The organism is Cronobacter muytjensii ATCC 51329 (assembly GCF_001277195.1).
Taxonomy (GTDB): domain Bacteria; phylum Pseudomonadota; class Gammaproteobacteria; order Enterobacterales; family Enterobacteriaceae; genus Cronobacter; species Cronobacter muytjensii.
This window is the reverse complement of record NZ_CP012268.1, coordinates 654,264-668,840: the sequence shown is the minus strand read 5'-3', so window position 1 is coordinate 668,840 and position 14,577 is coordinate 654,264. Positions and strand designations below refer to the sequence as shown.

The following is a 14,577-nucleotide window of genomic DNA, read 5'->3' as shown; positions in this document are numbered from 1 at the left end:
TTAAGCTGCTTTTTTTGCTGCTTTGATCAGCGCGGAAACGCGATCGGAAACGGTAGCGCCCTGGCCAACCCAGTGTTCGATACGATCCAGATCCAGGCGGGTGCCTTCTTCTTTCTCGTTCGCGATCGGGTTGAAGAAACCAACGCGCTCGATGAAGCGACCGTTGCGTGCATTGCGGCTATCAGTAACGACAACCTGGTAGAACGGACGCTTTTTCGCGCCGTGACGTGCTAAACGAATAGTTACCATAACATCCTCTTGTGTGAATAAAACACCGGGCCCCATCGAGGAACGGAGCCCGGCGTCATATTAAAAGCCCGAAAATTTTACTGATTTCTGAGGAAAAAGCAATCTGCATATAGCAACAGAGGACAATCAGGCGTATATCGTTGCAGCTAGTTTCGTCACGGCGTGCGCGCAGGAAGCGGAGCGTACACGCAGTACGTGAGCATTCCGAGCACATCCCGGGGCGAAAATGGTAAATAAGATAGCCTGATTTTTCTCTGTTTAGCGGCCAGGGAAGCCCGGCGGCATCATGCCTTTCATCCCACGCATCATCTTCGCCATACCGCCTTTCTTCATCTTCTTCATCATGCGCTGCATATCGTCGAACTGTTTCAGGAGGCGGTTAACGTCCTGCACCTGCATCCCGCAGCCTGCCGCGATACGGCGCTTGCGGGAGCCTTTGATGATTTCCGGCTTCGCGCGCTCTTTCATTGTCATGGAGTTAATGATGGCCTCCATGCGCACCAGGATTTTGTCATCCATCTGCGATTTCACGTTGTCAGGCAGTTGCCCCATGCCCGGCAGCTTGCCCATCAGGCTCGCCATGCCGCCCATGTTTTTCATCTGCTTGAGCTGCTCAAGGAAATCGTTAAGGTCGAAGCCGTCGCCTTTTTTAAGCTTGGTGGCGAGTTTTTCCGCCTGGGCGCGATCGACTTTGCTTTCGATATCTTCGATAAGCGATAACACGTCGCCCATGCCGAGAATACGCGACGCGATGCGGTCCGGATGGAACGGCTCCAGCGCTTCGGTTTTTTCGCCGACGCCGAGAAATTTAATCGGTTTGCCGGTGATATGACGAATGGAGAGCGCCGCACCGCCGCGGGCGTCGCCGTCCACCTTGGTCAGCACCACACCGGTCAGCGGCAGCGCTTCGTTAAAGGCTTTCGCGGTATTGGCGGCGTCCTGGCCGGTCATGGCATCGACTACAAACAGCGTTTCCACCGGTTTGATAGACGCATGCACCTGCTTGATTTCGTCCATCATCGCTTCGTCGACGTGCAGACGACCGGCGGTATCCACCAGCAGCACGTCGTAGAATTTCAGCTTCGCTTCTTTCAGCGCCGCGTTCACGATGTCGACCGGCTTCTGCGCCACGTCGGATGGGAAGAAATCCACGCCCACTTGCTGCGCCAGCGTTTCGAGCTGTTTGATCGCCGCCGGGCGATAAACGTCCGCGGAAACCACCAGCACCTTTTTCTTGTGTTTTTCGCGCAGGAATTTACCGAGCTTACCGACGCTGGTCGTTTTACCTGCGCCCTGCAGGCCCGCCATCAGCACCACGGCGGGCGGCTGCGCGGCCAGGTTGAGGCTCTGGTTCTCTTCGCCCATCGCCGCCACCAGTTCGTTACGAACAATCTTTACGAACTCCTGGCCTGGCGTCAGGCTTTTATTAACTTCGTGCCCTACCGCTTTCTCTTTTACGCGGTTAATGAAATCGCGCACTACCGGCAGTGCGACGTCCGCCTCCAGCAGCGCCATGCGCACTTCGCGCAGGGTCTCTTTAATGTTGTCTTCAGTCAGGCGCCCACGGCCGCTGATATTGCGCAGCGTGCGCGACAAACGGTCAGTTAAATTATCAAACATGATCTCTTGCCCAAGGGTAACTTTAGGCCGCCGCAGCGACACCGAGTACGAATGAGGCGCAGTATAACATGAAGCCGCCCTGGTTGTGATGCAACGGTTGGAGCAGGCGGCGCGTAACGCTATACTGCTTCTCTTTCTCTTCTGGCTAAACCGACATCCTATATGCCTGTTTTTTCACTGCTGGCGCTTGTCGCCTACTCGGTAAGCCTGGCGCTTATCATTCCCGGCCTGCTTCGCAAGAACAGCGCGTGGCGCCGCCTTGCGATACTTTCGGCGGTGATAGCGCTCGTCTGTCACGCCGTCGCGCTGGAAAGCCGAATTTTCCCGAACGGCAGCGGCGGGCAGAATCTCAGCCTGCTGAACGTCGGCTCGCTGGTAAGCCTGATGATCTGCACTGTGATGACGATTGTCGCCTCGAAAAATCGCGGCTGGCTGCTATTGCCGATTGTCTATGCTTTCGCGCTGATCAATCTGGCGTTCGCGACCTTCGTGCCGAATGAATACATTACGCACCTTGAGACCACGCCTGGCATGATGGTGCACATCGGCCTGTCGCTCTTCTCTTACGCGACGCTCATCATCGCCGCGCTCTACGCGTTGCAACTGGCGTGGATAGACTATCTGCTGAAAAACAAAAAGCTGGTCTTCAGCGCCGAGATGCCGCCGCTGATGGGCATTGAGCGCAAAATGTTTCATATCACCCAGGTCGGCGTCGTGCTGCTGACCCTGACGCTCTGCACCGGCCTGTTCTATCTTCACAATATGTTCAGCATGGAGAATATCGACAAAGCGGTGCTGTCTATTGTCGCATGGTTTGTCTATATCATCCTGCTCTGGGGACACTATCATGAAGGCTGGCGCGGTCGCCGCGTGGTGTGGTTTAACGTCGCGGGCGCCGCATTGCTGACGCTGGCCTATTTCGGCAGCCGGGTCATTCAGCAGTTCGCCGGCTAACGAGTCACACATCTAAGGACAACGCGTTTGGAACATATCTCAACCACCACGCTCATCGTAACGCTTATCGTGATGGTGGTGGTCTCCGCTTATTTCTCCGGTTCCGAAACCGGCATGATGACCCTCAACCGCTACCGCCTTCGGCACCTGTCGAAGCAGGGGAATCGCGCGGCAAAACGCGTGGAGCGCCTGCTACGCAAGCCCGATCGCCTGATAAGCCTGGTGTTAATCGGCAATAACCTGGTCAATATCCTCGCCTCGTCGCTGGCGACCATCGTCGGTATGCGCCTCTATGGCGACGCCGGTGTTGCGATCGCCACAGGCGTGCTCACCTTTGTAGTGCTGATTTTCGCCGAAGTGCTGCCAAAAACCGTCGCGGCGCTCTACCCGGAAAAAGTCGCCTTCCCGAGCAGTTTCCTGCTGGGGCCGCTGCAAATCGTGATGATGCCGCTGGTCTGGCTGCTGAATACGATTACGCGCCTGCTGATGCGCATGGTCGGTATCAAGGCGGATAACGTCGTCAGCGCCGCGCTCAGCAAAGATGAACTGCGCACCATTGTGCATGAGTCGCGCTCGCAGATTTCGCGCCGCAATCAGGACATGCTGCTGTCGGTGTTGGATCTGGAAAAGGTCAGCGTCAGCGACATCATGGTGCCGCGCAACGATATCGTGGGCATCGATATCAACGACGACTGGAAATCCATTGTCCGCCAGCTCACCCACTCGCCCCACGGGCGCATCGTGCTCTATCGCGAGTCGCTCGACGACGCCATCGGCATGCTACGCATCCGCGAAGCCTGGCGGCAGATGAATGAGAAAAAAGAGTTCACCAAAGAGGTGATGCTGCGCGCCGCCGATGAAATCTATTACGTGCCGGAAGGCACGCCGCTCAGCGTCCAACTGGTGAAATTCCAGCGCAATAAAAAGAAAGTGGGCCTGGTGGTCAACGAATATGGCGATATTCAGGGGCTGGTGACGGTAGAAGATATTCTCGAAGAGATCGTCGGTGACTTCACCACGTCAATGTCGCCGACGCTTGCCGAAGAGGTCACGCCGCAAAACGACGGCTCGGTGATTATCGAAGGCGGCGCCAACGTGCGCGAGATCAACAAAGCCTTTAACTGGCGCCTGCCGGAGGACGAAGCCCGCACCATCAACGGCATGATCCTCGAAGCGCTGGAAGATATCCCTTCCGCCGGTATTCGCCTGCGTCTGCATCAGTACGACATCGATATTCTCGATGTGCAGGAGAATATGATTAAGCAGGTGCGGGTCACACCGGTGAAACCGCTGCGCGAGAGTGTGGAAGGCAGTTAACTGCTCCGCCCATAAAAAAGGCCAGTCGCGATGACTGGCCTTTTTTGTTACTGCGCGGCTTACGCCTTCGCTTTCGCGACGGTCACCATTGCAGCGCGGATAGTACGGCCATTCAGGGTATAGCCTTTTTGCATCACGGCCAGCACGTGGTTCGGAGAAACCTCTTCCGACTCCACCATGGCGATAGCCTGATGCACGTTCGGATCCAGCGGCACGTTGGTGTCGGCAATCACTTCCACGCCGAACTTGCGCACCACGTCCAGCATGGATTTCAGGGTCAGTTCGATCCCTTCCACCATGGCGGCCATATCCTGGTTTTCTTTGTTCGCCACTTCGAGCGCGCGATCGAGGCTGTCGATAACCGGCAGCAGCTCGTTGATGAATTTTTCCAGCGCGAACTTATGCGCCTTCTCGATATCCTGCTCGGTACGGCGGCGCAGGTTTTCCATCTCCGCTTTCATGCGCAGCACGTTGTCGCGCTCGCGGGTCTGGGCTTGCGCTAACTCCGACTGCAGCCGGGCAATCTCTTCATCGCGCGGATCCACCTGCTCAGCAGATTCGGCAGACTCCACAGCCTCAACCTCTTCATGCTGCTCCGTGACGATCTCTTCCGGGGCTTGCCCGTCAGGCGTTTTCTGTTCTTTACTACTCATGAAATTCTCCGCGTTTATGCATTCGTATCGCTAACCTGGATTATTATGGGGATCAGTTTGCGGGTTTCAAGGGAAGCAGACAGATTGTCCCCCTTTCCACGCCTATAAGGACGACCAGGAAAATGAATAACCATTTCAACTGCATCGGTATTGTCGGCCATCCACGCCACCCTACCGCGCTGACGACCCACGAAATGCTCTGGCGCTGGCTTTTAGATCGCGGCTATGAGGTCATTATCGAACAGCAGATTGCCGAAGAGTTAAAGTTAAGGGACGCCCGCACCGGCACACTGGCGGAAATTGGCCAGCAGGCGGATCTGGCGGTGGTGGTCGGTGGTGACGGCAACATGCTGGGCGCCGCGCGCGTACTGGCGCGCTACGATATTAGCGTCATCGGCATTAACCGCGGCAATCTTGGGTTTCTCACCGATCTCGACCCGGATAACGCGCAGCAGCAGTTGGCGGACGTGCTTGAAGGCCATTACATCCGCGAGCAACGCTTTTTGCTGGAGGCGCAGGTCTGCCAGAAAAATTGCCAGAAGCGCATCAGCACCGCCATTAACGAAGTGGTGCTACACCCGGGAAAAGTGGCGCATATGATTGAATTTGAAGTCTATATCGACGAAAAATTCGCGTTCTCCCAGCGCTCGGACGGGCTGATAATCTCCACGCCCACCGGCTCGACCGCCTATTCGCTCTCCGCCGGCGGCCCGATCCTGACGCCATCGCTCGACGCCATTACGCTCGTGCCCATGTTCCCTCACACGCTGTCAGCGCGCCCGCTCGTCATTAACAGCAGCAGCACCATCCGCCTGCGCTTTTCCAACATGCGCAGCGATCTGGAGATCAGCTGCGACAGCCAGATAGCGCTGCCTATTCAGGAAGGCGAAGATGTCTTTATCCGCCGCTGCGACTACCCGCTGAATCTTATTCACCCTAAAGACTACAGCTATTTCAATACATTAAGCTCGAAGCTCGGCTGGTCAAAAAAATTATTCTGAAACCAGCGCTAGCCACTTTACTGTATATAAAACCAGTTTATACTGTATGCAATTACAGCTCTGTGAGTTTATACAGGAAGGCGGCTATGCTGGCACAATTAACCATCAGTAACTTCGCTATCGTTCGTGAACTGGAAATCGACTTTAACGCCGGGATGACCGCCATCACCGGCGAAACCGGCGCCGGTAAATCCATCGCGATTGATGCGCTGGGTTTGTGCCTCGGCGGCCGCGCGGAAGGCGACATGGTACGCGCTGGCGCCAGCCGCGCCGATCTCTGCGCGCGTTTCTCCCTGAAAGACACCCCTGCCGCGCTGCGCTGGCTCGAAGAAAACCAGCTTGAAGACGGCAGCGAATGTCTGCTGCGCCGCGTCATCAGCAGCGATGGGCGCTCGCGCGGGTTTATCAACGGCACCGCCGTGCCGCTCTCGCAACTGCGCGAGCTCGGCCAGTTATTGATTCAAATCCACGGCCAGCACGCCCACCAGCTCCTGCTGAAACCTGAGCACCAGAAACGTCTGCTGGACGGCTATGCGGGCGAAAGCACACTCATGGCGCAAATGGCTCAGAGCTATCGTCAGTGGCATCAGAGCTGCCGCGATCTGGCCCTGCATCAGCAGCAGAGCCAGGAGCGCGCCGCCCGGGCCGAATTGCTGCATTACCAGTTAAAAGAGCTCAACGAATTCAACCCGCAGCCAGGGGAGTTCGAGCAAATCGATGAAGAGTACAAACGTTTAGCCAACAGCGGGCAGCTGCTTTCTACCAGCCAGCAGGCGTTAAACCTGCTGGCCGACGCGGAAGACGCTAACCTTCAAAGCCAGCTCTACAGCGCGCGCAACCTGTTGACCGAACTGGTCGGCATGGATGATAAACTCTCCGGCGTGCTGAATATGCTTGAAGAGGCCGCCATCCAGTTGAGTGAAGCCAGTGACGAGTTGCGTCACTACTGCGAGCGTCTGGATCTCGACCCGAACCGTCTTTATGAGCTGGAGCAGCGCATCTCCCGTCAGATTACGCTTGCGCGTAAGCACCATATCGCCCCGGAAGAGCTGCCCGCGTTCCACCAGAAGTTGCTTGATGAACAGCAGCAGCTGGATGACCAGGCCGATTGCCTGGAAACCCTGACCCTCGCGGTCAACAAGCATCACCAGCAGGCGCTGGCGGTGGCCCGCGAGCTGCACGAAAGCCGCGTGGGTTATGCGCGCGAACTGACGCAGCTCATCACTGACAGTATGCATTCGCTGTCAATGCCGCACGGTCAGTTTACGATTGACGTGCTGTTTGAAGAGCACCACCTGACAGCGGAAGGCGCGGATCGCATCGATTTCCGCGTCTCGACGAACCCAGGCCAGCCGCTGCAACCGCTCGCCAAAGTGGCTTCTGGCGGCGAGCTCTCCCGTATCGCGCTGGCGATTCAGGTGATTACCGCCCGTAAGATGGAAACCCCGGCGCTGATTTTCGATGAAGTGGATGTTGGCATCAGCGGCCCGACCGCGGCTGTGGTCGGTAAACTGCTGCGCCAGCTTGGCGAGTCAACGCAGGTCATGTGCGTCACCCACCTGCCGCAGGTGGCAGGTTGCGGGCACCATCACTTCTTTGTCAGCAAAGAAACGGACGGCGCGATGACAGAAACCCATATGCAGCCGCTCGATAAAAAAGCGCGCCTGCAGGAGCTGGCTCGTCTGCTCGGCGGCAGCGAGGTTACGCGCAACACGCTTGCGAACGCCAAAGAGCTGCTGGCGGCGTAAAGATGAGATCAGGCGGGGCCAGGTGCTCCGCCCTTTCGCTCATAAAACCAGCAACAAAAGCGTGATGCGTGTTTTAATCGCGTTTTGCGCTAACTTTTTTCATCCGCTACGGTCATAGTGAAGCGCCTTAAGGTTTTAAACTGACTGAAGGTTTATTATCATCGGCTAATTATGTATGAGCCGCGTGTTGCTCGGGCCCGAAAAGGAATCTAATCACTATGCGCTGTAAAACGCTGACTGCTGCCGCAGCGGTCCTTCTGATGTTGACCGCAGGCTGTTCTACTCTGGAACGAGTGGTTTACCGCCCCGACATTAATCAGGGTAACTACCTGACGCCTACCGACATTGCCAAAGTCCGCATCGGCATGACGCAACAGCAGGTTGCCTACGCGCTGGGCACGCCGATGATGTCGGATCCGTTCGGCAGCAATACGTGGTATTACATTTTCCGCCAGCAGCCGGGCCATGAGAATGTCACGCAGCAGACGCTGACGCTGACTTTCAACAGCAACGGCGTGTTAACCAATATGGACAACAAACCGAAGCTGGACGCTCAGCGCCCGTAACGCGAACGTTGCGCGATAAAACAAAAAAGGTGCCCAGGGCACCTTTTTTATTGCGCGTTACAACTTGCGCGTCGCAGCGGGCTGGATTGCCGTCTACAACATTCCCGCACTGCTCGTTTACTTTTTCGCCGCGCGTTCGGCACGCTGACGGCGCAGCTCTTTCGGGTCAGCAATCAGTGGCCGGTAAATCTCGACGCGGTCGCCGTCATTAAGCGTATCGGCAAGCTTTACCGGACGGCTGTAAATACCGACCTTATTCTTTTTGAGATCGATATCTTTACGTAGCTCAAGCAGCCCGGAGGCGATAATCGCCTCTTCCACCGATGCGCCTTCGGCAAGCTTTACCTTACGCAGGTACTGTTTTTCGGGGAGGGCATACGCCACCTCCACCTGAATTTCACCCGGCACTGTAAACCTCTTTGGCGCGCTGCGAGAACGCCTGAACCATGCTGGAGGCCAGCTCTTTAAAGACCCGGCCAAACGCGAGTTCAATTAGCTTGTTGGTGAATTCAAAATCGAGATTAAATTCAATCTGGCAGGCGTCTTCCGTCAGCGGCGTGAATTTCCATCCGCCCATCAGCGACTTGAAGGGGCCGTCGACCAGATGCATCAAAATGCTCTGATTGCTGATCAGCGTATTGCGGGTGGTGAACGTCTTGCTGATCCCGGCTTTCGATACTTCGACCGCCGCCGTCATCTGGCCCGGAGACGACTCCAGCACGCGGCTTCCTACGCAGCCTGGCAAGAACTCCGGATAGGATTTCACATCGTTCACTAACTGATACATCTGCTCAGCGCTGTAAGGCACCAGGGCAGTACGACTAATCTGGGGCATAGTATTTCCTGTGAGTCATACGACTTAGAAATAATAACATTTATCATCCATTAAACAAAAACTCGCCGGCAGACATGCTAAGATAACCCTTTTCCACCCCGGGGAAGGGGTGCGTTTTACGATCGGATTACCTATACTGAGCGGCACTATGACCAAGAAAAAAGCACACAAACCTGGCTCAGCCACCATTGCGCTCAACAAGCGCGCCCGCCACGAATACTTCATCGAAGATGAGTTTGAAGCAGGCCTGGCCCTTCAGGGCTGGGAAGTTAAATCCCTGCGCGCGGGCAAAGCCAATATCGGCGACAGCTATGTAATTCTCAAAGAAGGCGAAGCGTACCTGTTCGGGGCCAACTTCCAGCCGCTGAATGTGGCGTCAACGCACGTCGTCTGCGACCCGACCCGCACCCGTAAGCTGCTGCTAAACCAGCGCGAGCTGGATACGCTGTATGGCCGCGTAAACCGTGAAGGTTATACTGTGGTAGCGCTGTCGCTGTACTGGAAGAACGCGTGGTGCAAAGTCAAAATCGGCGTCGCGAAAGGTAAGAAGCAGCACGATAAGCGCTCCGACCTGAAAGAGCGCGAATGGCAGCTCGATAAAGCGCGCATTATGAAAAATGCAGGACGCTAAGCGCACCAATAAAAAACCGGCGAAAGCCGGTTTTTTATTGGGCGCAAAGGCGGGTTGGTGCTGAGTAGCAGGCGCGCTGCGTTTACCTGTTCAACATAACGACAACGGCAAGTATTTTAAGGTGGATGCGCTGCGCTACCCCACTCCACACGATCGCCATAAAGATAACTGTGCGCCGAGCGCCAGGGGCAGCGCCCCCGCCAAAGCAACGCCAGTCGCCCCCGCCAGAAACCTACCGCTCCCTTAACGCCTCTTTCACTTTGTTGAGCGGTTTTATCAAATAATCGAGCACCGTTTTCTGCCCGGTTTTGATTTCCACGTTCGCCACCATGCCGGGCAGGATCGGGAAGCGCTTGCCGTTGCGGTTTTTCAGCTCCGCGCTCTGGGTGCGCACATATACCCGGTAATAAAACTGATCGCGCTTCACTTCATCCTGCAACGTATCCGGCGACACCATCTCCACCTCCCCTTTCAGATCCCCGTAAATCGACGAATCGTAGGCGGTTATCTTCACTGTCGCAGGCAAGCCGGGGCGGATATAGGCGATATCGCGCGGGTTGATGCGCGTCTCCACCAGCAGTTGATCTTCCAGCGGTACGATCTCCATCAGCTTGCCGCCTGGCTGGAGCACGCCGCCGACGGTCGTCACCTGAATATCTTTCACCACCCCGCGCACCGGCGAGAAGAGCGTAGCGCGATCGAGCTGATCCGCTTTACCCGCCATCACCTGTAACTGGGCATCGAGATCGGCGTTATTTTTCACCTGCTCTTCGCGGGCGCGCACCGCAAACTGGTTACGCGCGTCGTCCATTTTGCCCTTCAGCTCTGCGGCCTGACGTTGCAGACGGATCACTTCCACTTCGCTCGCGGCCCCTTTCGCCACCAGCGGCTGAGTCATGCGCAGCTCCGCCATCACCAGATTGTAGGTTTTTTGCAGATTCTCTAAGGTCTCGTCCAGATTACGGCGACGCGACTCATACAGCTGGCGCTCGCGGGCGACCAGCGCCGGTTCGCGCAGCGACTCTTCACTAAACTTAAGCGGTTCGCCGGTCAGCTCCGAGCGCAGCCGTTCGCTGGAGGCGCGCAGCGCCCGGGCGCGCGCCGCCGCTTCGCCATAGTTTGACTGAAAGCGCGTCGGGTCGAGCCGCGCCAGCATCTGCCCGCGCTCCACCACGTCGCCTTCATGCACCATCAGGGCGTTGACTATCCCGCCGTCGAGACTCTCTATCACCTGCGCGCGGCTCGACGGCGTAATTTTTCCGGTGCCCACCGTCACCTCATCCAGCGTCGCGAACCACGCCCAGACGAAAAACAGCACCAGCGCCGCCAGCGTCAGCCAGATAACTGACGAGTAAAACCGCCCCTGGCGCGCCAGCTCTTCCTGCATTGTCAGTTGACTCATTGCCGCTCCTTACGCCACCGAGGCCACGTTGCTGTTGCGCTGCGCCTTTTGCAGAATGGCGTCGCGCGGGCCATCCGCCACCACTTTGCCGTTCTCCATCACCACCACGCGGTCGACCAGCGACAGCAGCGCCGGGCGGTGCGTCACCAGCACCAGCGTGCGGCCCGTGAGCCACTGGTGAAGCTGGCGAATCACGTGTGCTTCCAGCTGTTCATCCATCGAGGCGGTGGGTTCGTCCAGCAGGACAATCTGCGGATTACGCACCAGCAGACGGCTCAGCAGCACCATCTGGCGCTGGCCGCCGGAGAGCCCGCGCCCGCCTTCGTTAATCAGTCTGTCGAGGCTCGCCGCGTCATGCTGCACCATTGAGAGCGCGCCGCTGATGCGGAGCGCCTGTAACAGCTCGGCATCGGTGGCGTTAGGGTGGCCGAGCATCAGGTTCTGTCGCAGCGTGCCGAAGAAGAGCCGCGACTCCTGCGACAAATATCCCACCTGGCGGCGCACATCCATCGGATCGATATGCGCCAGATCGACGCCGTCGATAATCACCTTGCCCTTGCTCGCCTGCGCCTGGCCGGACAGCAGCTTCAACAGCGTCGATTTCCCGGCGCCCACTTTGCCGAGGATGGCCACCCGCTCGCCGGGTTTAATCTCAAGCGACGGCACCAGCAACGCCTGATCGCCCTTTTCTTTATCGTAGCTGTACTGCACATCCTGAAACTGATAGTGGCCCGCCAGCACCGGGCAGTGCGCCATCTTGCTGCCTGCCTCTTTATCGAGCGGCTTTTTCAGCAGTTCATTCAGCCCGCTCATGGCGGTTTTGGCGTGCTGCCAGCGAGAGAACACCATCGTCAGTTGCATCAGCGGCGCCAGCGTGCGCGAAGAAAGCAGGCTGCATGCCACCAGCGTACCGGTCGTTATCTGCCCGTCGAGCACCAGATAGCTGCCGAACACCAGCATCCCCGCGTAGGTTATCTGCTGCACCGTCGAGGCCCAGCCGCTTAAGCGCGCGCCCCAGACGCGCTGCTTCATGCCAATGCTCGCCCCCACGCTGTGAGTGTGCTCCCACTGGCGCTGAAAATAGGGCTCCGCCTGTAGCGCCTTAATATCCTCCACCCCTTCTATCGACTCCACCAGTACCGCGTTGCGAATGGCACTCTCGCGCATCCCTTCTTTGGCGAGCTTCGCCATCGGCCACTGGATCAGCAGGCCCGGGATCACAATCAGCGGGATCGCGATAAGCGGGATCGCCACCAGCTGTCCGCCCACCAGCGCCATGATCCCTAAAAAGAGCAGTACAAATGGAATATCCATCGCCGCGCCGACGGTGGTGGAGGTCAGCAGCTCGCGCACCTGATCGATTTCGCGCAGCTGCGAGATAAACGAGCCGGTGGATTTGGGCCGCTCGTCGTTTTTAATCGCCATTGCGCGGGCGTAAAACAGCGACGAGACGTTGAGATCGATATGCTTGCCCATAATGTCTGACACATGGGTGCGGGCGAGGCGTATGAAAAACTCAAACAGCGCCGCCAGCAGCACACCGAAAAACAGCACCCACAACGTCGGGTACGACTCCGCCGGGATGACGCGGTCATAAACCTGCATTGAAAACAGAATGCCCCCCAGCGCCAGCACGTTGCCGAGCACCGAGGCCAGCGAAATCTCGGCAAGCTTGCGTCCGGCGTGGCGGAAGTGCCGCCAGAACCAGTGCTGCTCATAAGGGCGGGTGAAATCGTCAATGCGCGCGTCGCGCCCGCGCGCGGCGATGCCGAGCAGCGCCACTTCCGGTTTCACACGCTCAAGCAGCGTCTCCAGCGGCTCTTCGCGCACCAGGTCGCCGCCTTCGCTCAGCCAGTAAGTCACCACCCCGTCGGCGTCGATGGCTTCCAGCAGCATCAGGCCCCCCTCTTCCAGCTGAACAATCACCGGCAGGGTCTGGCTGTTCCAGCGCATATTTTTCAGCGGCGTCAGCCGCACCTGTAAGCCCATCAGCGCCGCGAGCCGGTCGAGCCGCGGCGCCAGCGGCAGATTTTCAAACCAGCGCATCTGCTGGCGCACCGCCGGCGCGTCGGCGGGCAGTCCGAAACGCCCCGCCGCGCGGGTCATGGCGCGGATCCAGCTTTCGGTATCGGGAATCTGGGACATACGAACTCCTTAAAATGCCGCGCTTACAGCGACGGCAGGGTATCCCCGGTCATCCGGGCGCGTTCAATGCCAAGCATATCGAGCAGGTTATCCACCGCAGCGGCGTAGCGAACCGCCGCATCCCAGGCGTCGTAGCGGGCGGTAATCGCGAGCGTGTCGGCCTGAAAGACATCCTGTTCGATGCTCAGCAGATCGTTGAGGCTGCGCTTGCTGAGCCGGTACTCATCGCGGTAGACCTCGCGGGCGTGCCCGGCGCTGGCAATCTGCTGCTCACCCGCCCGCTGGCGCTGCTGCGCGCCGGTGAGATCGGCCCAGGCGGTGGCGGCTTTCTGGTTGATGTCGAGCTTACTCGCCTCGACATCCGCACGGGCGCTGGCGCGATCGCCTTCGGCGGCCTCGACACGGGCGCTCACCGCCCCGCCCTGATAAACCGGTGCATCCACCACCAGCTGCACCTGATCGTCCCAGTAGTTGGCGTTATCGTTCTGATAGCGCGTGCGTCCGGCCTGTACGGAGACCGTCGGCCAGTGCTGCGCCTGAGCCTGGCGGATGCGCTGTTCGGCGGCGAGCTGTTTGGCCTGCGCGGCGCGTACCGCGTTAGTCTGCTCATACGGCAGCGATTTGAGCGTGATTGGCTGGCGCAACAAATCTTCCGGCAGGTCGGGCAGCGTGTCGGCCACCACGCCGGTAAGCACGCTTAACGCCGCCTGCGCCGAGCGCGCCTGAGCGCGATATTGCTCCAGCGTCGCGTTCATCCCGGCGATGCGGCTCTGCGCCTGGAGTACATCCGACTGGGTGCTCAGCCCTGCTTCGGCGCGCAGATCCGCCATCCCCTGGACAGCGCGCAGCGACTCAAGGTTGCGCGCGGCGGCATCGGCAAGGCTCTGATAGCGGCGCACCTGCAAATAGGCCTGTAGCGTCTGCATCCCAACCTGATTGAGCGTGTCGTAAAGCTGGAAGCGGTAGGCTTCGGAGAGGTTTTCCTGCTCATCAATGCTGCCGCCGGTTTTGCCGAAGTCGTAAATCAACTGCCTGAGGTTCACGCCGCCTGCGGCGTTGCTGTTGAGGGAGCCTGAGGAGTCGGTGCGGTGGTTACGCCCGACATTGCCCTGTAAGGAGATTTGCGGAAACCAGGCGCTCTGCGCCTCTTCGAGATTGGCCTTGCCAACGCGGATCTGCGCCGCCGCCTGGGCGATTTTCGGGTTACGCGCGAAGGCGCGCAGAATGGCTTCTTTAATGGTGAGCTGCGCCTGAAGCTGCTCGCTCGGGGCCGTCTGCCAGGCGAACTCCTCCTGCGAAACGGCGGGAAAACTCATCAGGACCGTCGCCAGCATCAATGCCAGCCGCCTGTAGCGCATCGTGTTGTTATGCATCCTGTTTCCACCTTAATAATGCCGTCTTTGCGGCTGGTGATATTGTTAATGACGCTGGCGCCCCTTCCCTGAGGCGCCATGGC

Annotated in this window: 14 protein-coding genes; 6 read left to right on the top strand and 8 right to left on the bottom strand. The window is 58.2% G+C overall.

Features of this window, described 5'->3' with window-relative positions; translation table 11 throughout:
* Both rpsP and ffh read right to left on the bottom strand, forming a co-directional pair.
* A complete protein-coding gene (rpsP, locus tag AFK63_RS03180; protein WP_004385557.1) occupies positions 1-249 on the bottom strand; it encodes a 30S ribosomal protein S16 in 249 nt (82 codons plus the stop codon).
* Between the two features lie 258 nt (positions 250-507).
* Positions 508-1,869 (bottom strand): signal recognition particle protein, encoded by a 1,362-nt coding sequence (gene ffh / locus AFK63_RS03175; RefSeq protein ID WP_007681558.1) that lies wholly within the window; start codon positions 1,867-1,869, stop codon positions 508-510.
* Between the two features lie 162 nt (positions 1,870-2,031).
* Between ffh and AFK63_RS03170 the strand changes: the two genes are divergently transcribed.
* Positions 2,032-2,823, top strand: coding sequence for a cytochrome C assembly family protein (locus tag AFK63_RS03170; RefSeq protein WP_038868304.1), 792 nt, complete (start codon positions 2,032-2,034; stop codon positions 2,821-2,823).
* A 27-nt stretch (positions 2,824-2,850) separates the two neighbouring features.
* Positions 2,851-4,140 carry an HlyC/CorC family transporter gene (locus tag AFK63_RS03165; protein ID WP_038868302.1) on the top strand — a complete coding sequence of 430 codons (1,290 nt, stop codon included), beginning with the start codon at positions 2,851-2,853 and terminating at the stop codon, positions 4,138-4,140.
* A 59-nt stretch (positions 4,141-4,199) separates the two neighbouring features.
* Here AFK63_RS03165 and grpE read toward each other — a convergent pair whose 3' ends face one another.
* The gene (grpE, locus tag AFK63_RS03160; RefSeq protein WP_038868299.1) at positions 4,200-4,793 is read right to left on the bottom strand and encodes a nucleotide exchange factor GrpE; all 594 of its coding nucleotides are present in this window, start codon (positions 4,791-4,793) and stop codon (positions 4,200-4,202) included.
* A 122-nt stretch (positions 4,794-4,915) separates the two neighbouring features.
* Here grpE and nadK point away from each other — a divergent pair, with 122 nt between their 5' ends.
* The 3 genes from nadK to bamE all read left to right on the top strand — a co-directional run bounded on the left by nadK (position 4,916) and on the right by bamE (position 8,108).
* Positions 4,916-5,794, top strand: coding sequence for an NAD(+) kinase (nadK, locus tag AFK63_RS03155; RefSeq protein WP_038868296.1), 879 nt, complete (start codon positions 4,916-4,918; stop codon positions 5,792-5,794).
* 86 nt (positions 5,795-5,880) lie between these two features.
* Positions 5,881-7,542, top strand: coding sequence for a DNA repair protein RecN (gene recN / locus AFK63_RS03150; protein WP_038868293.1), 1,662 nt, complete (start codon positions 5,881-5,883; stop codon positions 7,540-7,542).
* Positions 7,543-7,760: 218 nt separating this feature from the next.
* A complete protein-coding gene (gene bamE / locus AFK63_RS03145) occupies positions 7,761-8,108 on the top strand; it encodes an outer membrane protein assembly factor BamE (protein WP_038868289.1) in 348 nt (115 codons plus the stop codon).
* A gap of 117 nt (positions 8,109-8,225) precedes the next feature.
* Here the strand turns inward: bamE and AFK63_RS03140 are convergent, their stop codons facing one another.
* Together AFK63_RS03140 and AFK63_RS03135 are read right to left on the bottom strand one after the other, a co-directional pair.
* Positions 8,226-8,516, bottom strand: a complete 291-nt coding sequence (locus AFK63_RS03140) for an RnfH family protein (protein ID WP_038868287.1) — start codon at positions 8,514-8,516, stop codon at positions 8,226-8,228.
* On the bottom strand, positions 8,506-8,943 hold the full coding sequence (locus AFK63_RS03135; RefSeq protein ID WP_007681574.1) for a type II toxin-antitoxin system RatA family toxin: 438 nt from the start codon (positions 8,941-8,943) through the stop codon (positions 8,506-8,508). The genes AFK63_RS03140 and AFK63_RS03135 overlap by 11 nt, the downstream gene beginning before the upstream one ends.
* A gap of 148 nt (positions 8,944-9,091) precedes the next feature.
* Between AFK63_RS03135 and smpB the strand changes: the two genes are divergently transcribed.
* Entirely contained in the window at positions 9,092-9,574 is a 483-nt protein-coding gene (smpB, locus tag AFK63_RS03130) for an SsrA-binding protein SmpB (RefSeq protein WP_038868285.1), read from the top strand.
* 232 nt (positions 9,575-9,806) lie between these two features.
* Here the strand turns inward: smpB and AFK63_RS03125 are convergent, their stop codons facing one another.
* The 3 genes from AFK63_RS03125 to AFK63_RS03115 are packed head-to-tail and all read right to left on the bottom strand — an operon-like array spanning position 9,807 to position 14,494.
* Positions 9,807-10,976 carry an HlyD family efflux transporter periplasmic adaptor subunit gene (locus tag AFK63_RS03125; RefSeq protein ID WP_038868283.1) on the bottom strand — a complete coding sequence of 390 codons (1,170 nt, stop codon included), beginning with the start codon at positions 10,974-10,976 and terminating at the stop codon, positions 9,807-9,809.
* Positions 10,977-10,985: 9 nt separating this feature from the next.
* Positions 10,986-13,121, bottom strand: a complete 2,136-nt coding sequence (locus AFK63_RS03120) for a type I secretion system permease/ATPase (RefSeq protein WP_038868280.1) — start codon at positions 13,119-13,121, stop codon at positions 10,986-10,988.
* 23 nt (positions 13,122-13,144) lie between these two features.
* Positions 13,145-14,494: a TolC family outer membrane protein gene (locus AFK63_RS03115; protein WP_050568206.1), complete on the bottom strand. Its 1,350-nt coding sequence runs from the start codon at positions 14,492-14,494 to the stop codon at positions 13,145-13,147.
* Positions 14,495-14,577 lie beyond the last annotated feature (83 nt).